The organism is Streptomyces sp. NPDC058691, from assembly GCF_042714775.1.
Classification (GTDB): Bacteria; Actinomycetota; Actinomycetes; order Streptomycetales; family Streptomycetaceae; genus Actinacidiphila.
In genome coordinates this window covers 74,031-93,835 of sequence record NZ_JBHXSO010000002.1, presented here as the reverse complement: position 1 = coordinate 93,835, position 19,805 = coordinate 74,031, and the positions used below count along the sequence as shown (strand labels likewise).

Sequence of the window (19,805 nt, the reverse complement as noted above, 5' to 3'; positions counted from 1 at the left end):
GGAACGCCAGCCACCTCACCAGCCATCTCCCGATCCCCCCACACGAGCGCCCCGGCCGGCAGTTCACTCCCGCCCCGGCCGGGGCGCTCTTTCATGTGCGCGGCAGCGCGGGCCCGTTCAGCAGCCCGGCCAGCAGCGCGGTCAGGCCGGCCTCGTACTGCGCACGGCCGGAGTCCTGCGCGGCGCTGAGTTCGGGGGCGAGACCCGTCAGCGACGGGTAGCTCTCCGGCGGGAGTTCGGCGAGGCGTTCGCGGATCTTCTCGCGCAGATTCACCTCGGCGTCGCACTCGGCGCGCTTGCGGCGGACGGCCCACATGGCGGAGCCCACCGTGTACTGCATGAGCGCGACCTGCCCGGCGGCGGCCGCGGCGGGCTCCAGCCCAGCGCTGCGCAGCAGGCAGAGCATCCGGTCGATCACGGACAGCGCCTCGTCACCGCGCAGCGGGCGGCTCGCCAACAACTGGAGCGCGGCGGGGTGTTCACTGAAAAGTCGGTACACCCCCACACAGAGTTCAATAAGCTGCTCGCGGGGCGCGCCGGCGTCCGGGGGAATCTCGATCTCACCGAGCAGCCGCTCGTTGACGGCGTCGTTGAGTTCCTCCTTTCCCTTGAAGTGCGAGTAGACGGCCATCGTGCCCACGCCCAGTTCCTGGGCGAGCGCGCGCATGGTGAAGGCCTCGGGCCCGTCACGGTCGAGAAGCGCGACGGCCGCGTCGAGGATGCGGTCGGGGTTGAGGGTATTGCGGGGGACGCGGCGCCGTGGGGAGCGGGCCGGCGGGGTGACAGTCATGAGGGATGCGTGTCCGGTCATGGGAGCGGTCGGTGAGCGGTTTCCTTGATTCTCCCGCGTCCACGGGCAACCCATGACGGTCGTGCGGCGTCTTTTCGCACGCGTTCACGAGCACACACTGTTGAACCTCGGACGAACCAGGAGTTACCGGAATAGGCGGGGGTGGTGTTCAGGTTGCCTAGCGTACGTCGTACGGTAGTCCGCATGAACTCTCACAGGGAGAGAACGGGGAGAACGGCCCGATGACCATGACCACCACCGCGCCGCGGCCCGCCACCTACAGGGGCGGCCTGCGCTGGTGGACCGAGCTGCCGCTGATCGCGGTGGTGTACGGCCTCTACACGACGGGACGCCTCCTGGTACGCGGGGACGTGGGGCGAGCGGTGGACCACGGCATCGCCATACTCCACCTGGAGACGGCACTCACCCTGGACCCCGAACGCTGGCTGAACACCCTCTTCAGCCGTTACCGGGCGCTCGGCATTCCCGCCGACTTCTGGTACGCCTCCCTGCACTACCTGGTCACCCCCACCGTGCTGATCTGGCTCTGGCGGCGGCGGCCGACCGTCTACCGCTTCGCCCGCACCTGGCTGATGACCTCCACCCTCATCGGGCTGATCGGCTTCACCCTGGCGCCGACCGCCCCGCCGCGGCTGCTGGCCGGCGGGCACGGCTTCGTCGACACCATGGCGCAGTACGGCTCCTACGGCTGGTGGGGCGGCGACGCGAGCGCCCCGCGCGGCCTGGGCGGGCTCACCAACCAGTACGCGGCCATGCCCAGCCTGCACGTCGGCTGGTCCCTGTGGTGCGGCATCGTGCTCTGGCGCTACGGGCGCACCCGCTTCGTGCGGGCGCTCGGCATCGCCTATCCGCTCGGCACCGCCCTCGTCGTCATGGGCACGGCCAACCACTACTTCCTCGACGCGGTCGCCGGCGCGGCGGTCATGGGCCTCGGCTTCCTGCTCACGCGGCCCTTCCTGCGTGCCGTGGACCGCGCGCGGGAGGCGGTCGCCGCACGGTTCGCCCGCCCGGCCCGGAACGTTCCCTCCACCGTCATCGCCTCCTCGCGCGACGCCGCCCCGGCCGAGCCCCTCGCCGCCCACCGGTCCGGGCAACGGTCCGGCCACCCGGCCGTCCCGGCGCAGCGCGGGGTCCGGCCACCGGCCCGGGATGCCGGCGGCTGAACCGCGGTGGCCCACGTTGTCGGTGGGGGGTGCGAGACTTGCGCGGGTGAGCACTACGCACGATCTGCGAGAGCGGTTGGCGGGGCTGCGCGGCCCGGGAACCACGCCGCGCGCGATGGACGCGCGGGCACTGGCGGCGCTGGCGGCGAATCCGGGCTGCCGGCGCCGCGCGCTGCTGGACGCCGCGGGGGTGGACAAGGCGGCCGTGGCCGGCGTGCTGGGCAACCCGGCGCCGTTCGGGCAGTCGCAGTTCGCGTTCATCCGCGGCCACGCCTTCGAGGCCCGGGTCAAGGGGAACGGCTGCGCCGAGCTGCTGCGTCTGCTGGGCACCCCGGAGGACGCCGAGGTCACCCTGCCCGATCTGACCGCGCACGGCCCCGAGGGCCGCGTGGAGCGCACCCGCCTCGCGCTCAAGGAGGCCACCGCCGCGGGCCGTTGGGCGCTGCTGGACCATCCGCTGCTCGCCCTGGATGTGGCCGGCTCCCCGGCCTTCCTGGAGCCGGACGCCATCGCCGTGCGCCCCGACGGGTCGTGGACGGTGATCGAGGTCAAGTCCTTCCCGATCCTGGACGGTTCGGCGGACGCCGTGAAGGTCGGCGCCGCCGCCCGGCAGGCCGCGGTCTACGTCCTGGCCCTGGAACGGCTCGGCTTCGGCGCCCCGGACCACCGCGTGCTGCTGGTGTGCCCCAAGGACTTCTCCAACCTCCCGGTGGCCGAGGTCGTCGACGTCCGCAAGCAGCTGTCGGTCACCCGACGGCAGCTCGAGCGGCTCACCCGGATCGAGGAGATCGCCGACACCCTGCCCGAGGGCACGACCTTCGACCTGCGGCTCGCCGACGACCGGCGCACCCCCACCCGGCCCGGGCCCGAGCTGCGCGCCGCGGTGGACCTGCTGCCGGCGGCGTACGCCCCCGAGTGCCTGGCCAGCTGCGAGCTGTCCTTCCACTGCCGCGAGCAGGCACGGGCCTGCGGCGCCGTGGAGGCGCTCGGCCGCGGGGTCCGCGCCGAACTCGGCTCGCTCACCGACGTCGAGCAGGTGCTGGCGGCCGCGCTCGGCGACCGGCCGGACGGCGGCGACGGTGAGGCCGCCGCACCCGACGATCCCGCGGTGGCCGCGCTGCGGCGTGCCGCCGCACTCCGTGCGGAGGCGCTGGGATGTCGCTGATCTCCGTGCTGGCCAGGGCGGAGGCGATGGCGACCGGGTGGGCGACCCCGCTCGCGACGGTGCGCCACCGCCATCTGTCGGACCGGCCGCTGGTCCTCGTGCCGCTCACCACCGCCGGCGAGGTCGGCGCCCCCCTGGGCGCGCTCGTCGGGACCGCGCGCGAGGAACCCCGGCTGCTGACCGTGGCGCAGCCGCGCGACCGCGACCTGCGCTTCGCCTTCCTCGCCGAGCTCGCCCAGATCGTGCTGCCCTACCTGGAGAGCTTCGCCGACGACACCGAGACCGAGCCCGCGACGCGCAACCGCGAGGAATCCGAGGTCTGCACCGACGCGCCCCAGCTGGTGGTGGCCAATTCCGCGGCCGTGGAGTACGTCCGGCTGCTCGGCCGCTCCACCCGCTTCCGCCGCACCGCCGAGGACGACCCGGACGAGCCGCACCCCGTGCCCGCCCGGGTGCCGCTGCTCGGCCGGTGGTTCACGCACTACGGGGAGCGCGCCCGCACCCCCGGCTCCTCGCTCCTGCTGTCCGCGACCGAACTGCTGACCCGGCACTGGGCCACCGGCCAGAGCAATCTGGAGGACCAGCACCTCGGCGCCTTGCTGGCCTGGATCGACCGCCCCTCGGCTCCGCCGGGGGGACCCGCGTCCGAGGGCGTGACGGGCGCCGAGGCGGCGCGCCGCGCGGAGAGCGTGCGCGGCACCGACGGACTGCTGGAGTGCCCGCCGGCCGGCCCCGCCACGGACCCCGTGTTCGACAACACGGTGCTCGCGCCCGCGACGGCCCGCTTCGACGTGGGCATCCCGGGCGCGGCGGACGAGATCGCCACGCTGCTCGCCGGGCAGATGCGGCCCACGTGGGACGCGATCTGGCGCTCCCTCGACCTGCTGCGCGAACTCCCCGAGGGCGCCCACGTCGAGGAGCGGTGGAAGCGCGACCGCTGGTCGTACACCTCGCACCGGGACCGGGTACGGGCCGGGGAACCGCCGCAGCCGCGCCGCGACGACGCGGTCTCCGCGGCCCAGAAGCTCGCCGGGCGGGAGACCGCGCAGGTGCGGCTGGAGGCGCAGGAGGCGCTGGACGACCCGCTGGAGATGGCGGGGCGGCGGCTGGCCGGCCAGGCGTTCGCGGGCGAGGTGGTGGACGTGCGGATGGCGATGAGCGAGGGCAAGATCCCCAAGCCGCGCCCGCTGGTGACCGTGGCGACCGAGGACCGGCCGCATCTCGACCCGGACGCCAAGGTCTACCGCGCCCTGCCGGACGGCCGCACCCAGCAGGCGCAGTTCCTGGAGTGGTCCGGGCCGGGCACCGTGCTCCTGCGCGTGGTGAACGGCATGGGCCGGTCCAAGGTCCCCGACCCCGGCACCGTGCCGGAGCCCGGTGACGCCACGTGCTGGACGCTGTTCGAGCACGCCCCGCGCGGCGGCGCCGGGCTGCCGGAGCCGGAGGACACCCCGTGGACCCACGGCGGCCCCCCGGGCGCCGTGACCACGGCCACCGCTGCCGCCACCGGCACCACCACCGCAGCCGCGCTCGCCGAGAGCGCCGACCCCGCGACCGCGGAGGACTACCTGTGAGCCCGAGCCCGGTGAGCGAGGCGGCCCGCGCCGCCGATGCCGCGACCGAGCGGATCCTGCACGACACCCTCCACGGCACGCACCGCGGCGTGGTCGTGGACTCCCCGCCCGGCGCGGGCAAGTCCACGCTGGTGGTGCGCGCCGCCCGCGAACTGGTCGCGGCGGGCGAGTCCCTGATGGTGGTCGCCCAGACCAACGCCCAGGTCGACGACCTCGTGGACCGGCTGGCCACGGCCGACCCCGGCCTGCCCGTCGGCCGGCTGCACGGCGGCGACTCCCCGCCTGACCCGGCGCTGGACCGGCACCCGTCCGTGCTGAAGTCGACCAAGGCCGCCGACCTGACCGGCGCCAAGGTGGTGATCGCCACCGCCGCGAAGTGGGCCTTCACCGCCGCGTCCAAGGACGTGGAGCCGTGGCGGCACGCGATCGTCGACGAGGCGTACCAGATGCGCTCGGACGCGCTGCTCCAGGTCGCCGGGCTGTTCCAGCGGGCCCTGTTCGTGGGCGATCCCGGGCAGCTGGACCCGTTCAGCGTGGTCGGCTCCGAGCAGTGGGCGGGGCTGAGCTACGACCCCTCGGCGAGCGCCGTGGTCACCCTGCTGGCCCACAACCCGGGGCTGCCCCAGCACCGGCTGCCGGTGTCCTGGCGGCTGCCCGCCTCGGCCGCGCCGCTGATCTCCCGCGCCTTCTATCCGTACACCCCGTTCCGCAGCGGCACCGAGCCCGGCGAGCGACGGCTGACCTTCGGCGTGCCGGGCGACGGCTCCGGCCCCGACCGCGTGCTGGACGAGGCGGCGCTGTCCGGCTGGGGCCTGCTGGAGCTGCCGGCCCGCCGCACCCCGCGCACGGACCCCGAAGCGGTGCGCGCGGTCGCGCTGGTGACCCGGCGGCTGCTGGACCGGGGCGGGGTGGCGCACTCCGAACGCGGCACGGCCCCGGTCGGCCCGGACCGTATCGCGGTCGGCACCGCGCACCGCGACCAGGCCGCGGCGGTCCGGGCGGCGCTGGCGGACCTCGGCGTCCAAGGTGTGACGGTGGACACGGCCAACCGGCTGCAGGGCCGGGAGTTCGACGTCACCGTGGTGCTGCACCCGCTGTCGGGGCGCCCCGACGCCACGGCCTTCCACCTGGAGACCGGCCGGCTGTGCGTGCTGGCCTCGCGGCACCGCCACGCGTGCGTCGTGGTGTGCCGGGCGGGCGTGCCGGAGCTGCTGGACGAGCACCCCTCGACGGAGCCGGTGCAGCTCGGGGTGACGGTGAAGTTCCCGGACGGCTGGGAGGCCCATCACGCGGTCCTCTCCCACCTCGCCGAACACCGCGTGACCTGGCATCCCTGACGCGTCCCCGCCCCGTCCCCGCCTCGCGGAGGTCCTCTTGCGCGAGGCGGGACAATGGAAGGCGCCGACGATCCTGGAGGTACGTTCATGTCCGAGCCGCAATCGGCTCACAGCGCGGCGGGCAAGCCGTCCGCCCCCCGGCTGAAACCCGCACAGCTGCTCTTCGAACCGGCGGCGATCGCCGAGGACGAGGAGCACTTCTTCGACCTGGAGTCCATGGAGGACCCCAGGCAGTTGCTGGCGCGCTCCACCGAGCTGGCCCTGGCCTTCCGTGCCGCCGCCGACCGCGCCACCGAGTTCCAGGCCATGGCCGCGGCCCAGCTCGCCGACCCCAAGCGCTTCGACCGGCTGGTGCCGGCGGCGATCGCCGAGCAGGCGGGCTGGTCGGAGGACTACGCGAAGCGGATGATCGAGTTCGGCCAGGGCCTGCTGCAGGGCGGTTCCACCGGCTCATAGCGCCCGCATATATGCGCGGGGCAAGGTACCCGACCACCCTCCCGCGCGTCCCACCTTCTACCGGATTGGCGTAACGAAACGTTTACGCACGGTAGTTGTATGTGTCATGAGTGATGGGCAGTGGCACACATGGCCGGGGGGCATGATCGATCCTGCTTCCTCAGGCATACCCGACGCGGCCGGCTTCGCGGCGAACCGGCACGCGCAGTACGTGACCCCCGACGGAGCGGACTGGCTGGCCTCCGCCAGCTCCTTCCCGCGCAGCGTCCGGGCGCTGTGGTCCGCCCGGCCCACGGCTCCCACCGTGCTGCCCTGCGGCACGGCCTTCGACGTGGTGAACCTGCCCGCGCTCTTCGGCCGCCGGGTCCTCGAGCAGCTGTGGTCCGCGGGCCCGGGCTCCGGACCGGCCGCCGAGTGCCGCGGGCGCATCCTGCTGCTCGTCGCACCCGGCGCCGCGCAGCGACTGCGCACCTTGCTGTCCTGGGAGGAGTGGGGCAGGGCCGTACCCTCCCCGCTCTGCCACGGCGAGGGTGACTCGGTGGCCCTGCCCCCGCCCTACGCCGACTGCACCACCGCCCGCTCCCGCTGGCTCGTCGCCCCCGACACGCTCCGCCCCTGGCTCCCGGGCGCCTCCGAGCTGCTGTGGGCCTGCGTCCGGGCGGCCCGCTGAGCGGCCGGCCGGGTCCCTGAATATCGATTTTCACCCGCCCGCAAGCGGATGCTAATCTCTACGACGTGAGCGAGCGCCGCTAGCTCAACTGGCAGAGCAGCTGACTCTTAATCAGCGGGTTCGGGGTTCGAGTCCCTGGCGGCGCACCATCATCGACGGGCGTCCTCCCTCCGGAGGGCGCCCGTCGTCGTGTGCGCGGCGGCCCGCACCTTCTCGGTCCGCCACGGGTGGCGGTTGGTGATCCGCACCGTCCAGCCGTCGTCGGCCGGGTCGTGGGCGAGGACGTCGACGGTGAGGCCGGAAGCGGGGTCGGCGAAGTGCTCGCCGGGCCGGAAGGGCGCGTCGTTGAGGGAATTGAACGAGGCGCTGCTGTACTCGCAGGCCGAAGTGGCCGGGTGGGCGTCGCGGACGGTGACGGGGCCGTGGCCGGAGTCGACGTCCGTGCGGATCTGGTAGACGAGCACCCCCTCCCGGCAGGCCTCGGCGTCGTTGCCGCGGGCGGCACGGGCCTCCACCACGTAGGCGCGGGTGCGGCCGAGCGGGATGACCGCCGCCTTGCGGCCACCGGGGACCTCGACCGGGGACAGCCGCACCAGGTGCGTCGCGGCGTCGCGGACGCAGAGGATCTGGGCGTCGTCGAGCCAGCCCAGGCGCCACTTGTGCCAGGCGAACAGGTCTCCTTGCAGTCCCCAGTCCAGGGACATGCCGTCCCACTGACCGGCCAGGACGTCGGTGCGGCCGAAGCGGTCGACGGCGTACAGGTCGGGCAGTCCGAAGGCGTGGCCGTTCTCGTGGCTGAGCACGCGCGGGCCCGACTGGTCGTGACCGTATATCAGCGACACGCGATCAAGGCGGGCGCCGTCGTCGGTGGTGGCGGCGGAGGCACCGGTCCAGGTGACGGAGAGGACCGCCTGGTCGGCGGGCGGGCCCGCGTTGGGCGTGACCAGGACGTTGACCAGGCTGTAGCCGGAGAAGTCGATCGACTTGTCGGCGACCCGCAGCAGGTCGCGCATCATGGCGGTGTGCGCGTTCCAGCCGTAGCCGCGCCCTATGCCGTACGCGGTGAAGGGGCGGGGCATGCGGATCCAGTGCAGCACCGGCGTGGAGTCGTAGCGCAGTCTGCCGTACGAGGCCCGGTGGAACCACTGCCGCACCGCGGGGAAGAACTCGCCGTAGCGCTCCTTCGCGGGGTAGGGGGCGGGCTTGTCGGGGAAGTCGACCATGAGGGTGAGGGCGCGCACGTCGCCGGTGGCGGCGGCGAAGTCGTGCCCGCCGTCGCTGAACCCCTCCGACATGGCCGTGCCCGGCGCCGCGCGGAGCGCGCAGGGCCGGTCGGCGGGCGGCAGGCCCGCGGCCGTACCGCTTTTGGTGACGGCGCCGCTGCCCGCCGCGAAGAGCAGCACGCAGGCCGATACGGCCAGCGCCCTGGATCCGCGCACCGCCTAGCCCTGCGTGACCCGGACGGTCCAGGAACCGTCCTGGTGCCGGCCGAGGACGTCGATCCGCGAGTCGGAACCGACGTCGTACCCCTCGCCCACACGGAAGGGGGCGTCGGCCAGCGGCGGATAGACCGAGGCCTGCGAGCAGCCGGAGGTGCGCGGGTGGCCGTCGATGACGTCTATCGGGCCGTCGCCGGACTGGACGTCGGCGCGCACCCGGTAGAGCAGGACGCCCTCGGCGCAGGTGAGCCGGTCGTTGCCGGTGGCGGCGCGGACCTCGGCGGCGACGACGGACTTGAGGCCGGCGGGCACGACGAGGAGCTTGGTGCCGCCCGGCCGTTCGACGGGGGTGATGCGGTAGGTGTGCGTGCCGCTGTCGACGACGCAGTGGACCTGCGAGGAGCGCAGCCAGCCGAGCTTCCACTTGTGCCAGGCGAAAAGATCCGGCGCCAGCCCGAACTGACTTCCCATGATGTCCCAGTCCCCGACGTGGGTGTCCCAGTCGGCACGGCTGCCGGCCGGCGGGCGGTAGTACAGGTCGGGCAGGTCGAAGGCGTGACCGGTCTCGTGCGCCAGGACGTTGACGTCCGGCGGGTGGCTCTCGAAGACGGTGACGAAGCGGCGCAGTTCCACGCCGTCGGCGTGCAGCGGCGAGCCGAGGCTGACCACCTTGGTGGCGTCCGGGTCGACGCCCGGGGCGTCGGGGTCGGCCACGAGGTACACGACCTTGTAGCGGCGGAAGTCCACGCGCCGGTCGGCGGCCGCCAGGGCGTCGCTGAGGAAGCGTGAGCGCACGGGGGCGTTCCAGTCGCGTGCTATCGAGTACGCGGTGGAGGGCAGCGGCATGCGCAGCCAGACCGGCACGACGTGCGGCCGCAGCCGGAAGGCGCCGTAGGAAGCGCGTTCGAAGTACTGCGCGGTGGCCGGGAAGTGGTCGGCCGCCAGCTGGTCCGGGGTGAGGCTGGGCCGGGCGTCGGGGAAGGACAGGAAGATCATCACCGCGTCGACGTCCGCGTGGGCCCGCGGGTAGGAGGGGTCCCAGGACGAGACGCCCTCGGAGTGGTGGGCGGTGCCGCGCGGCAGTACGCACACCTCGCCACCGGCACCGCCGGCGGAGGGTCCGGTGACCAGGGTCCAGGCGACGACGGCGGCGAAGACGCTCATCGCCGCGACCGCGGCGCGCAGTACGTGCCGGGCGGCGCGCCGGGAGTCACCCCTGCGAACACGCCGATGCGCACGTATGGGTAGCCCTGGCAACGGCACGTGGACCTCCCGGACGGTGTCGGGACACCCACATCACGCTGCTATGTTTTGTGGTGTTTCGCCCCGTTCTGCTGCTCCGCCCGGGTTACCGTCCGATCACTACAGTGCGTAATGAGTAACGAAAAACGATCAATTCAATTCGTGACGCGACGAGAAATGACCAACGCCACACCCCGCACACCGAGAATCACCGCTACGGCGGTGGCCTGGTCATTCGGGAAACCTCTATGATCGGCACATTTCCAGCATGAACACCGCCTCTTGGCGGTCATCCGATCCCTCCACGACCATGTGTGCGAGACGACAGCTATACGGGAGTCAGCGATGGGCGGACCCTCGGGAGGCCCCGACCTCGACCCCGAGATGACGGCCCCCACAGTCACTCAGTGTCATCCTCCGGCCCCGGAAAGATCGGCCTCGGAGGGTCACGACTACCGCGCCGCCTTCAACGTGGCGCGGTTGCCGATGGCGCTCATCGGCCCCGACGGACGGGTCCGCGAGGCCAATCCGGCGCTCGGTCAGCTGCTGGGCGCCGACCCGGTGCGGCTCACCGCGCTCACCGCCGCGGAGCTCGTCGGCCTCGCGGGGATCGGCGGTCCCGACGGTCCCGACGACCGGCCCGTGGCCACGCAGGCGGGGCACACGGCCGGCGCAGCCGCCGGGGCTCCGGATGACGCGGAGAACTCAGAGAACGCAGAACACGCAGAGCACGCGGCGGAGGCCGGGAACCCCGGGAACCCCGCGAGCGCCACGAGCTTGGAGTACGCCGAGTACGAGGCCGTACTCACCGGCCGCCGCGAGGAGTTGCGCCGCACCCGGCCGGTCCGCGGGCCGGACGGGCGCACGGTGTGGGCCGAGGTGGTCGTCGTACCGGTCCCGGGCGGCGTGCTGCTGTCCGTGGAGGACCTGGGCGAACGGCACGAACTGCGCGAGCAGTTGCGCCATCTGCGCATGCACGACCCGGTCACCAAACTCCCCAATCGCCAGCTGTTCTTCGAACGCCTGGCCACCGCGCTGGAGGGCGCCGGCAGCCGGACCGGCCGGATCGGCCTGTGCTATCTCGACCTCGACGGCTTCAAGGCCATCAACGACACCCTCGGCCACCGGACCGGCGACCGGCTGCTCAAGGCCGTCGCCGAGCGGCTGACCGACTGCGCGGCGCGCCTCGGCCGCAGCGGGACACTCGTCGCCCGGCTAGGCGGCGACGAGTTCGCCGTCCTCGTCGAGGACTCCACCGGCACCGGGCAGGCCACCGCCCTCGCCGAGTCCGTACTGACCGCGCTGCAACGTCCGTTCGACCTCTCCGGGCACCGGCTCGCGGTGTCCGCGAGCATCGGCGTGGTCGAGCGGGAGGCGTCGGGGACCACGGCCACCGGCATCATGCAGGCCGCCGACACCACGCTGTACTGGGCGAAGGCGGACGGCAAGGCGCGCTGGACGCTGTTCGACCCCGAGCGCAACGCGCACCGCATGACCAAGCAGGCGCTGTCCAGCACGCTCCGGCAGGCGGTGGAGCGCGGGGAGTTCGTGCTGGAGTACCAGCCGCTGGTCGAGCTGGGCAGCGGCAGCCTGCGCGGGGTGGAGGCCCTGGTGCGCTGGGAGCACCCGCACTTCGGGCTGCTCGGGCCGAACCGGTTCATCCCGCTGGCCGAGGAGAACGGGTCGATCGTCCAGCTCGGCCGCTGGGTGCTCGCCGAGGCGTGCCGCCAGGCGCGGCAGTGGCAGAAGGACCACCCGGACGACCCGATCTTCGTCAGCGTCAATGTGGCGGTGCGCCAGGTCTGGGACTCCGACCTGGTCGCGGACGTGGCCGAGATCCTGGACGACACCGGGCTGCCACCCGAGCTGCTGCAACTGGAGCTGACGGAGTCGGCGGTGATGGGCTCGGCGGGCCGGCCGCTCCAGGCGCTGCACGCCCTGCACGAGATGGGGGTGCACATCGCCATCGACGACTTCGGCACGGGCTACTCCAACCTGGCCTACCTGAGCCGGCTGCCGGTCTCCGCGCTGAAGCTCGACGGCACCTTCGTACGCGGCTTCCGCGACACCCTGCACCCGAACCCGGCCGACGAGACGATCGTCGAGGCGCTGGTGCAGCTCGCCCACCGGCTCGGGCTGACCGTCACCGCCGAGTGCGTGGAGAACGCCGAGCAGGCGGAGCGGCTGCGGCGGATCGGCTGCGACACCGGCCAGGGCTGGCTGTACTCGCGGCCCGTTCCCCCGGAGCGGATCGCCGAGCTGCGGCGCGACGGCACCGGGGAACGGTCGCCCGGGCAACGGGGAGAACCAGGGGAATCAGGGGAACAAGGGGAATAAGCGGAGTCGCTCTCCGGTTGTGCTTCGCCGTACGCAGCAGCGACCGGCCACAGGAGGCGACGGAGCGACGTGGAGACGAACGACCCCGTACGAGGCACCACCCACGGCACCGCACCCGTGCCCCTGTCCGTGCTCGACCTGGCGACCGTCGGCGCGGGCCTGACCGCCAGCGACGCGCTGCGCACCGGCGTCGAGCTGGCCCGGCTCGCCGAGGCCCGGGGCTACCAGCGCTACTGGGTCGCCGAGCACCACTCCATGCCCGGGGTCGCCTCGTCCTCCCCCGCCGTGATCCTCGCCCACCTCGCCGCGCACACCGAGCGCATCCGCCTGGGTTCGGGCGGCGTCATGCTGCCCAACCACGCCCCGCTCGTCATCGCCGAGCAGTTCGGCACGCTGGAGGCGCTCGCGCCGGGCCGTGTCGACCTCGGGCTCGGCCGCGCGCCGGGCACCGACGGCGCGACCGCGGCCGCGCTGCGCCGCACCGACCGGCTGAACGAGGGCGCCGACGACTTCCCGCAGCAGCTCGCCGAGCTGGTGCGCTTCCTGGACGACGACTTCCCCGCCGGCCACCCCTACGCGCGCATCCACGCCATCCCCGGCCCCGTGCAGGGCACCGCCCCCGGTGGCGTGCAGTCGACCGCGCGGCCGTCGGTGTGGCTGCTGGGTTCCAGCGGCTTCAGCGCCCGGCTGGCGGGCGCCCTCGGTCTGCCCTTCGCCTTCGCGCACCACTTCTCGGCGGCGAACACGGTCCCCGCGCTGGAGCTGTACCGCGAGTCGTTCCGGCCCTCCGCGGTCCTGGACAAGCCGTACTCCGTCATCGGCGTCGCCGCGCTCGCGGCGGACGACGAGAAGGAGGCCGCCCGCCAGGTGCTCACCGGGGCGCTGTCGATGCTGCGACTGCGCATGGGACGTCCCGGACTCGTCCCGACCCCCGAAGAGGCCGAGGCCTACGAATTCAGCCCCGCCGAGCGGGAGTTCGTGGACTCCTGGCTGGTCAACATCGTCCACGGCACGCCCGAGCAGGTCCGCGACGGACTGAACGCGCTGGTGGAGCGCACGGGCGCGGACGAGCTGATGCTCACGGCCAACGCGCACAGCCCGCAGGCCCGCCTGCGCTCGTACGAACTGGTCGCCGACGTGTACGGGCTGCCCAAGGCCTGATCCGCGGCGGAACGGCCGAACAGGACGGGCCGGGGGGGGCCACCCCCGGCCCGCGTCACACGTCGACGGCGACGTACTTGATCTCCAGGTACTCGTCGATGCCGACGAAGCCGCCCTCGCGCCCGGTCCCGGACTGCTTGACGCCGCCGAAGGGCGCCGCGGGGGTGGACACCACCCCCTTGTTGAGGCCGAGCATGCCAGTCTCCAGCTCCTCGGCGTAGCGGATGCCGCGCCGCAGGCTCTCGGTGAAGACATAGGAGACGAGGCCGAAGACCGTGTCGTTGGCCAGCCGGATCGCCTCGTCGTCGTCGGTGAACGTGACGACAGGTGCGACGGGCCCGAAGATCTCCTCGCGGAGCATCGCCGCGTCGGCGGGGACGTCGGCCAGCACCGTCGGCGGGTAGAAGTAGCCCGGCCGGTCGGAGAGCGGCTCACCGCCGGTGATGACCCGGGCCCCACTGGCCACCGCGTCGCGCACCAGGCGGTCGACCTTGCCGAGGCCGGCGCTGTCGATGAGCGGCCCGACCTGCGCGCCGGGCTCGGTGCCCCTGCCGACGACCATGGAGCCCAGTTTCTCGGCCAGCCGCCCGGTGAACGCCTCGGCCAGGTCCCGGTGCACGTACATGCGGTTGGCGGCGGTGCAGGCCTCGCCGATGTTGCGCATCTTGGCGATGGCCGCGCCCTCCACCGCCTTCTCCAGGTCCGCGTCCTCGCAGACGATGAGCGGCGCGTTGCCACCGAGCTCCATGGAGGTGCGCAGCACGCCCTTCGCGCTCTGCCCGATCAGCTTCTGCCCGACGCCGGTGGAGCCGGTGAAGGAGAGCTTGCGCAGCCGCGGGTCCTCCAGCAGCGGGGTGGACACCTCGCCCGGCCGCGAGGTGGTGAGCACGTTGAGGACGCCGTCGGGGAGCCCGGCGTTGCCGAGGATCTCGGCGAGGGCGAGCATGGACAGCGGCGTCTGGTGCGCCGGTTTGACGATCATCGTGCAGCCGGCGGCGACGGCGGGCCCGATCTTGCGGGTGCCCATGGCCATCGGGAAGTTCCACGGGGTGATCAGCAGGGCGGGTCCCACCGGCTGCCGCATCACCCAGATCCGGCCGTTGCCGTCCGGAGCGGTCGCCCAGCCGCCGTCGATGCGGACCGCCTCCTCGGCGAACCAGCGGAAGAACTCGGCTGCGTAGAGGATCTCACCGCGGGACTCGGCGACCGGCTTGCCCATCTCCAGGGTCATCAGCAGCGCGAGGTCGTTCTGCCGTTCGACGATGAGCTCGTAGGCGCGTCGCAGGATCTCCCCGCGCTCGCGCGGCGCGGTGGCCGCCCAGCCGGCCTGCGCGGCGGCGGCCGCGTCCATCGCGGCGCGCGCGTCCTCGGCGCCGGCGTCCGGCACCGCGCACAGCGCCTGCGCGGTCGAGGGGTCCTCCACCTCGTACTCCCGGCTGTCGTTCGCCGGCCGCCACCGGCCGCCGATCAGCAGCCCCTTCGGCACCCGTTCCACGACCAGTTGCTCGCGCTTGCCGTTCCGGTCGGTGCTGTCACTCATCGCGGCTCCCTGCCTCTCGCGGACGTCCGGGCAGTCGGGTACCCCTCCACATTCGCATGAATGCCTCCCGTACGCCGGGGTAGGCGCGGCCCTCGTGTGGTCGGCGTACCGCACGGAGACGAACTACCGGAGGTCTGGCACATGACGGAGCGCAGCGACAGTACCCGGCGGGGATTCCTCACCCGCACCGCGGCGGCGGGCGGCCTGGCGATGGTCCCCGGGCTGCTGTCCGCGTGCAGCCGCACGCAGGTGGGGACGGGCGCGCCCGTCGGGGACGGGGACCTGCTCGCGAAGCTCAGAAAACAGGGGTACGTGCGGGTGGGCTTCGCCGGCGAGGCCCCGTACGGCTACCAGGACGGCGGCAGGCTGGCGGGCGAGGCCCCGACCCTGCACCGGGAGATCTTCAAGGCCCTGGGGGTGCCCGAACTGCGGCCCACCCTCACCGACTTCGGGGCGCTCATACCCGGACTGAGCGCCGACCGCTTCGACGTGGTGAGCGCCGGGATGGCCATCACCCCGGACCGCTGCCACAAGGTGATCTTCTCCGAGCCCGAGTTCGTCTCGCCGACCTCGCTGATGGTCCGCGAGGGCAACCCCAAGGGGCTGAGCGACCTGGCCTCCTGCGCCCGCGAACAGGCCACCGTCGGCGTCCTGACGGCGGCGGTCGAGGCGGACTACGCCGACGCCGCGGGGGTCCCCTCGTCCCGGGTGAAGGCGCTGGCCAAGCAGCAGGACGGGGTGGACGCGCTGCTCGCCGGGCGGATCGACGCCTTCGCGCTGACCGGCATCTCACTGCGCTGGCTGGCCCGGACCAACAAGGGAGCGGCCGTCGAGGTGCTGGACCCCTTCCTTCCGGTGGTCGGCGGCAAGAAGCAGTACAGCCCGGGCGGCGCGGTGTTCCGGCCGGACGCGACGGGGCTGCGCGACGCGTTCAACGGGCAGCTGAAGAAGATCACCTCCGACCCGGACCACTACACCTCGCTGATCGGCCGGTACGGCTTCACCAAGGCGGAGGTGCCACCGGCGAACCTGCGGACCGCCCAGCTGTGCAAGGCGTGAGGCCCGCCTGTGATCACCGAGGCAAGTGAGTCCCTGTCCGTCCTGACGGAGGTCACGCGGTCGCTGCCGAGCATCGGCGCCGGCCTGTGGGTCACCGTGCAGGCCACCGTCCTGGGGGCGCTGACCGCGCTGGTGCTCGCCTTCGTCCTGGGCTTCATGGCGCGCTCGCGCCGGGGCCTGGTGCGCGGGGCGTCCCGGGTCGTCGTGGAGTTCTTCCGCGGCACCTCCCTTTATGTGCAGTTGTTCTGGCTGTTCTTCGCGCTGCCCATCCTGGGCTTCAAGCTCGCGCCGCTGGCCTGCGCGGTCGTGGCGTTCGGGCTCAACTACGGGGCGTACGGCTCCGAGGTGGTGCGCGGGGCGATCGACGCGGTGCCGAAGGGACAAGCGGAGGCGGCCGTGGCGCTGAACATGACGCCGTGGCAGCGGATGCGGCTGGTGGTCCTGCCGCAGGCGTGGCCGCAGATGATCCCGCCGTTCGGCAATCTGCTGGTCCAGCTGCTGAAGTGCACCCCGCTGATGTCGCTGATCACCATCTCGGACGTCACCTTCCAGATGGATCAGCTGCGTTCGACCACCGGTGACACCGCGACGGTGTACCTGCTGCTGCTCGTCGTCTACTTCGTCCTGGCCTATGTCCTGACGCTGGCCATGAACGGACTGGAGTCCGTGGCCAAGGCGCGGCTCGGGCAGCCGGCGGGAGGTCGTGCCTGATGTGGGACTGGGAGACGGCCCGCGAGGGCCTGCCGCTGATCCTGCGCGGCTTCGAGGTGACGCTGCTGGCGACCGTGCTCGGCTCGCTGCTGGCGATCGTGCTGGGCCTCGGCATCGCGGTGCTGCGGCGCACGGCCGGCCCCTGGGTCACGGTGCCGCTGCGCGCGGTCGTGGAGTTCGTGCGGTCGACGCCGGTGATGATCCAGCTCTTCGCCGCCTGGGTGCTGCTGCCCGCGCTGCAACCGCTGGTCATCGGCATCACCGTGCTCGGCGTGCACTACGCGACGTACACCTCCGAGGTGTACCGGGCGGGCATCGACGCGGTGCCGGAGGGTCAGTGGGAGGCCGCCAGAGCGCTGTCGCTGTCCCGGGCGCGCACCTGGTTCGCCGTGGTGCTGCCGCAGGCGGTGCGGAAGATCGTGCCGGCCCTGGGCAACTACGTGATCTCGATGTTCAAGGAGACGCCCTTCCTGTCGGTGATCACCGTCAACGAGATGGTGCACGAGGCCAACACCTTCGGCAGCGACCACTTCGCCTACCTGGAGGCGTTCACCCTGGCCGCCGCGATCTTCCTGATCGCCAGCACCCCCACCTCGATCCTCATGCGGAAGCTGGAGAAGCGCCTTGCTCACTGACGAGACCCACCACCCCGCCAGGACCTCCGTGTCCCCGGCCGTCCGCTTCGACCAGGTGGTCAAGCGCTACGGGGACCACACCGTCCTGGACCACCTCGACCTGGAGGTCCGCCGCGGCGAGCGGGTGACGCTGATCGGCCCGAGCGGCAGCGGCAAGACCACCATCCTGCGGCTGCTGATGACCCTGGAGCGGGTCACCGAGGGCGTCATCCAGGTGGACGGCGAGCCCTTCTCGCACATGCCGGGCCGCGGCGGCCGGCTGGTGCCGGCGGACGAGAGGCACATACGCGCCAAACGACGCCGTATCGGCATGGTCTTCCAGCACTTCAACCTCTTCCCCAACATGAAGGTGCTGGAGAACGTCACCGAGGCCCCGGTGCACGTGCTGGGCATGGACCGCGACGAGGCCGCCGAGCGCGGCCGCGAACTGCTGGAACTGGTGGGCCTGGCCGACAAGCAGGACGCCCACCCCACCCGGCTCTCCGGTGGCCAGCAGCAGCGGGTGGCCATCGCCCGCGCGCTCGCGATGCGGCCGGACATCCTGCTGCTGGACGAGGTGACCTCGGCGCTCGACCCCGAACTGGTGGCCGGAGTGCTGGACGTGCTGCGGGACATCGCCCGCAGCACGGACATCACCCTGCTGTGCGTCACCCACGAGATGGGGTTCGCCCGGGACGTCTCCGACCGCGTGCTGATGTTCGACGGCGGGAAGGTGGTGGAGTCGGGTGCGCCGGAGCGCATTTTCGGCTCCCCGGAGCACCGCAGGACCCGGGAATTCCTCGGTGCGGTGCTCTGACGGAAAGTGGGCCGTGCCGGGGGCATATGCCAGAGTGGCGCGTTCCTGCATATACGTCCGAAGGCGTTCAGACAAAGCTTCAACGGGCTCTACTCGAAACCGCTTTGAGGCTATCGTGGAATGCGGCCCGGCTGCCGGGTCCCGTCCGCCGTGCGCGGTGGCCGTGACCAGCAGCCACAGCAAGGACGCAAACGGTCACACCTGTAGGGGGACACCGTGGCGCTTGAGCACCGACAGGTCGCGCCGGTCTACGCCGTCCAGCACGCGCTGCGCGTGCTGGAGACCGTGGACAAGCACCGGCACGGCGTCAGCGCCGAGCAGCTCGCACGCGAGGTCGGCGTGCCCATCGGTTATCTATCGCAACTCCTCGCCATGCTCAATCGGGAGCGTTATCTCAACGCCCTGCCCGGTGGGGGGTACGCGGTCGGTGAATCGCTGGTCCTGCTGGGCAGCGCCAGCCGCGACACGGCGCTCGCCGAGAGGATCAAGAACGTACTGATGGCCCTGCGCGACGAGGTCGGCGCGGCGGTCTACTTCAGCCGGTACGACGACGGCGAGGTCAAGATCGTCGACTTCGCCGACGGCCCCGCGGCGCCCAAGGTCAACGAGTGGGTCGACTTCCGCTCCGCCGCGCACGCCAGCGCGGTCGGCAAGTGCCTGCTCACCCAGCTCGACCACAACGGCCGCCGCGACCACCTGTCGCGGCACAAGATCGTGCGGCTGACCTCCAAGACCACGATCAGCGAGAAGGTGCTGCTGACCAAGCTGGAGAGCCAGCCGGCCAGCGCGCCCACCCTGGACCTGCAGGAGTACGCGATCGGCACCGTCTGCGCCGCCATCCCGGTGACCATCGGGGCGACGGTCGGCTGCCTGGCGCTCTCCCTGCCCGTCACCCAGGCCCACCGCCTCAAGGGCGCCGCCGACACCCTCAACGAGCGGGCGGCCCCCGTGCTGCTCTCGCTCGCCCTCTGACAGCACACAAAAGGGCGCCCCTCCCGGAGGAGGGGCGCCCTTGTTCTGTGCGCCGCCAGGGACTTGAACCCCGAACCCGCTGATTAAGAGTCAGCTGCTCTGCCACTTGAGCTAGCGGCGCCTGCGAACGGGACAATCATACGGGGTCGGAGGGGGTGCTCACGACCACCCCCTGGCGCGGCCCGGAGTTCCCGGACGATCTCCTGGCCCACCGCGCCGCCCCTGCCGCCGGAGGCGTGGCGGATTCCCGCCACCCCACTGTTTCCGGACATGCTGAAGGGCCCGGCAAGAGGGGGGAGGTATGCCGGGCCCATCAGCGTGGGGGGAGGGGTGTGGCTCTTGGGGGGTGGGTGCAACGGTGTAGCTCTTGGGGGGGTGTTGTGTTGTCTTTGTGGAACGGCCCAGGGTGCTACCAGACGATGTCGTTGGCGGTGTGCCAAACGATGTCGCCCGGCGCCGGCTGCGCAGAGGCAGTGGTCGCGCCGATCAGCCCCAATGAAATGGCGGCTACGACGCCCAGAACTGCACGAAGGGCGTTGCGACGGAAGGTTGTCATGGCAGGCCTGTCCTGGGGGTGTGAGCTGGGTTGGTGCTTTTTCGGGGGTGCCGCTCCGGCTTGGGGGAACCGTACGACTGACTGAATTCTGTCGGACGCCAAGCCGGTGGTCTTCACTTTTCACGGTCCGGATTCGGACATGGCCCTATGCGGACACATGGGACCGGATGGCCCCCGATGG

At 72.4% G+C, this 19,805-nt stretch carries 18 protein-coding genes and 2 tRNA genes; 14 read left to right on the top strand and 6 right to left on the bottom strand.

Annotated elements, in window-relative coordinates:
• Nucleotides 1–91: 91 nt before the first annotated feature.
• Entirely contained in the window at nt 92–790 is a 699-nt protein-coding gene (locus ACFWVC_RS01925; RefSeq protein ID WP_384274032.1) for a TetR/AcrR family transcriptional regulator, read from the bottom strand.
• Nucleotides 791–1,032: 242 nt separating this feature from the next.
• Here ACFWVC_RS01925 and ACFWVC_RS01920 point away from each other — a divergent pair, with 242 nt between their 5' ends.
• The 7 genes from ACFWVC_RS01920 (at nt 1,033) to ACFWVC_RS01890 (ending at nt 7,325) form a co-directional block, all read left to right on the top strand.
• Nucleotides 1,033–1,974: a phosphatase PAP2 family protein gene (locus ACFWVC_RS01920; protein WP_384274023.1), complete on the top strand. Its 942-nt coding sequence runs from the start codon at nt 1,033–1,035 to the stop codon at nt 1,972–1,974.
• Nucleotides 1,961–3,139, top strand: a complete 1,179-nt coding sequence (locus ACFWVC_RS01915) for a hypothetical protein (protein WP_384274018.1) — start codon at nt 1,961–1,963, stop codon at nt 3,137–3,139. The genes ACFWVC_RS01920 and ACFWVC_RS01915 overlap by 14 nt, the downstream gene beginning before the upstream one ends.
• Nucleotides 3,130–4,713 (top strand): hypothetical protein, encoded by a 1,584-nt coding sequence (locus tag ACFWVC_RS01910; protein WP_384274010.1) that lies wholly within the window; start codon nt 3,130–3,132, stop codon nt 4,711–4,713. Before ACFWVC_RS01915 ends, ACFWVC_RS01910 begins: the two co-directional genes overlap by 10 nt.
• Entirely contained in the window at nt 4,710–6,050 is a 1,341-nt protein-coding gene (locus ACFWVC_RS01905; RefSeq protein ID WP_384274002.1) for an AAA domain-containing protein, read from the top strand. The genes ACFWVC_RS01910 and ACFWVC_RS01905 overlap by 4 nt, the downstream gene beginning before the upstream one ends.
• 87 nt (nt 6,051–6,137) lie before the next feature.
• Nucleotides 6,138–6,506 (top strand): hypothetical protein, encoded by a 369-nt coding sequence (locus tag ACFWVC_RS01900; protein ID WP_384273993.1) that lies wholly within the window; start codon nt 6,138–6,140, stop codon nt 6,504–6,506.
• Between the two features lie 142 nt (nt 6,507–6,648).
• Nucleotides 6,649–7,176 (top strand): bifunctional DNA primase/polymerase, encoded by a 528-nt coding sequence (locus ACFWVC_RS01895; RefSeq protein WP_384273990.1) that lies wholly within the window; start codon nt 6,649–6,651, stop codon nt 7,174–7,176.
• Between the two features lie 73 nt (nt 7,177–7,249).
• Nucleotides 7,250–7,325: transfer RNA gene (locus ACFWVC_RS01890), tRNA-Lys, on the top strand.
• Here ACFWVC_RS01890 and ACFWVC_RS01885 read toward each other — a convergent pair.
• On the bottom strand, nt 7,326–8,615 hold the full coding sequence (locus ACFWVC_RS01885) for a M6 family metalloprotease domain-containing protein (protein ID WP_384273988.1): 1,290 nt from the start codon (nt 8,613–8,615) through the stop codon (nt 7,326–7,328). It lies immediately after the preceding tRNA gene.
• 3 nt (nt 8,616–8,618) lie between these two features.
• A complete protein-coding gene (locus ACFWVC_RS01880) occupies nt 8,619–9,779 on the bottom strand; it encodes a M6 family metalloprotease domain-containing protein (RefSeq protein WP_384273985.1) in 1,161 nt (386 codons plus the stop codon).
• 462 nt (nt 9,780–10,241) lie between these two features.
• Between ACFWVC_RS01880 and ACFWVC_RS01875 the strand changes: the two genes are divergently transcribed.
• Both ACFWVC_RS01875 and ACFWVC_RS01870 read left to right on the top strand, forming a co-directional pair.
• Nucleotides 10,242–12,194, top strand: coding sequence for an EAL domain-containing protein (locus ACFWVC_RS01875; protein ID WP_384274965.1), 1,953 nt, complete (start codon nt 10,242–10,244; stop codon nt 12,192–12,194).
• A gap of 69 nt (nt 12,195–12,263) precedes the next feature.
• Nucleotides 12,264–13,355, top strand: a complete 1,092-nt coding sequence (locus tag ACFWVC_RS01870; protein ID WP_384273982.1) for an LLM class flavin-dependent oxidoreductase — start codon at nt 12,264–12,266, stop codon at nt 13,353–13,355.
• Nucleotides 13,356–13,410: 55 nt separating this feature from the next.
• Here ACFWVC_RS01870 and ACFWVC_RS01865 read toward each other — a convergent pair whose 3' ends face one another.
• Nucleotides 13,411–14,895: an NAD-dependent succinate-semialdehyde dehydrogenase gene (locus ACFWVC_RS01865; RefSeq protein WP_384273979.1), complete on the bottom strand. Its 1,485-nt coding sequence runs from the start codon at nt 14,893–14,895 to the stop codon at nt 13,411–13,413.
• A 141-nt stretch (nt 14,896–15,036) separates the two neighbouring features.
• On the opposite strand from ACFWVC_RS01865, the gene ehuB reads away from it, so the two are divergent.
• The 5 genes from ehuB (at nt 15,037) to ACFWVC_RS01840 (ending at nt 19,068) form a co-directional block, all read left to right on the top strand.
• Entirely contained in the window at nt 15,037–15,954 is a 918-nt protein-coding gene (gene ehuB / locus ACFWVC_RS01860) for an ectoine/hydroxyectoine ABC transporter substrate-binding protein EhuB (protein WP_384273976.1), read from the top strand.
• 12 nt (nt 15,955–15,966) lie between these two features.
• Nucleotides 15,967–16,665 (top strand): ectoine/hydroxyectoine ABC transporter permease subunit EhuC, encoded by a 699-nt coding sequence (gene ehuC / locus ACFWVC_RS01855; protein WP_384274960.1) that lies wholly within the window; start codon nt 15,967–15,969, stop codon nt 16,663–16,665.
• Entirely contained in the window at nt 16,665–17,300 is a 636-nt protein-coding gene (gene ehuD / locus ACFWVC_RS01850) for an ectoine/hydroxyectoine ABC transporter permease subunit EhuD (protein WP_384273973.1), read from the top strand. Before ehuC ends, ehuD begins: the two co-directional genes overlap by 1 nt.
• A complete protein-coding gene (ehuA, locus tag ACFWVC_RS01845) occupies nt 17,290–18,096 on the top strand; it encodes an ectoine/hydroxyectoine ABC transporter ATP-binding protein EhuA (RefSeq protein ID WP_384273966.1) in 807 nt (268 codons plus the stop codon). The genes ehuD and ehuA overlap by 11 nt, the downstream gene beginning before the upstream one ends.
• A gap of 216 nt (nt 18,097–18,312) precedes the next feature.
• Nucleotides 18,313–19,068 carry an IclR family transcriptional regulator gene (locus tag ACFWVC_RS01840; RefSeq protein ID WP_384273960.1) on the top strand — a complete coding sequence of 252 codons (756 nt, stop codon included), beginning with the start codon at nt 18,313–18,315 and terminating at the stop codon, nt 19,066–19,068.
• Between the two features lie 48 nt (nt 19,069–19,116).
• Here ACFWVC_RS01840 and ACFWVC_RS01835 read toward each other — a convergent pair.
• Both ACFWVC_RS01835 and ACFWVC_RS01830 read right to left on the bottom strand, forming a co-directional pair.
• A tRNA-Lys gene (locus ACFWVC_RS01835) sits at nt 19,117–19,189 on the bottom strand.
• A gap of 288 nt (nt 19,190–19,477) precedes the next feature.
• Nucleotides 19,478–19,624 carry a hypothetical protein gene (locus ACFWVC_RS01830; protein WP_384273956.1) on the bottom strand — a complete coding sequence of 49 codons (147 nt, stop codon included), beginning with the start codon at nt 19,622–19,624 and terminating at the stop codon, nt 19,478–19,480.
• Nucleotides 19,625–19,805 lie beyond the last annotated feature (181 nt).

Excerpts from the sequence above, each read along its gene's own strand:
- ACFWVC_RS01925 (WP_384274032.1), bottom strand. The coding sequence starts at position 790 with ATGACTGTCACCCCGCCGGCCCGCTCCCCACGGCGCCGCGTCCCCCGC.
- ACFWVC_RS01920 (WP_384274023.1), top strand. The coding sequence starts at position 1,033 with ATGACCATGACCACCACCGCGCCGCGGCCCGCCACCTACAGGGGCGGC.
- ACFWVC_RS01915 (WP_384274018.1), top strand. The coding sequence starts at position 1,961 with ATGCCGGCGGCTGAACCGCGGTGGCCCACGTTGTCGGTGGGGGGTGCG.
- ACFWVC_RS01910 (WP_384274010.1), top strand. The coding sequence starts at position 3,130 with ATGTCGCTGATCTCCGTGCTGGCCAGGGCGGAGGCGATGGCGACCGGG.
- ACFWVC_RS01900 (WP_384273993.1), top strand. The coding sequence starts at position 6,138 with ATGTCCGAGCCGCAATCGGCTCACAGCGCGGCGGGCAAGCCGTCCGCC.
- ACFWVC_RS01895 (WP_384273990.1), top strand. The coding sequence starts at position 6,649 with ATGATCGATCCTGCTTCCTCAGGCATACCCGACGCGGCCGGCTTCGCG.
- ACFWVC_RS01880 (WP_384273985.1), bottom strand. The coding sequence starts at position 9,779 with ATGAGCGTCTTCGCCGCCGTCGTCGCCTGGACCCTGGTCACCGGACCC.
- ACFWVC_RS01875 (WP_384274965.1), top strand. The coding sequence starts at position 10,242 with ATGACGGCCCCCACAGTCACTCAGTGTCATCCTCCGGCCCCGGAAAGA.
- ACFWVC_RS01865 (WP_384273979.1), bottom strand. The coding sequence starts at position 14,895 with ATGAGTGACAGCACCGACCGGAACGGCAAGCGCGAGCAACTGGTCGTG.
- ehuB (WP_384273976.1), top strand. The coding sequence starts at position 15,037 with ATGACGGAGCGCAGCGACAGTACCCGGCGGGGATTCCTCACCCGCACC.
- ehuD (WP_384273973.1), top strand. The coding sequence starts at position 16,665 with ATGTGGGACTGGGAGACGGCCCGCGAGGGCCTGCCGCTGATCCTGCGC.
- ACFWVC_RS01830 (WP_384273956.1), bottom strand. The coding sequence starts at position 19,624 with ATGACAACCTTCCGTCGCAACGCCCTTCGTGCAGTTCTGGGCGTCGTA.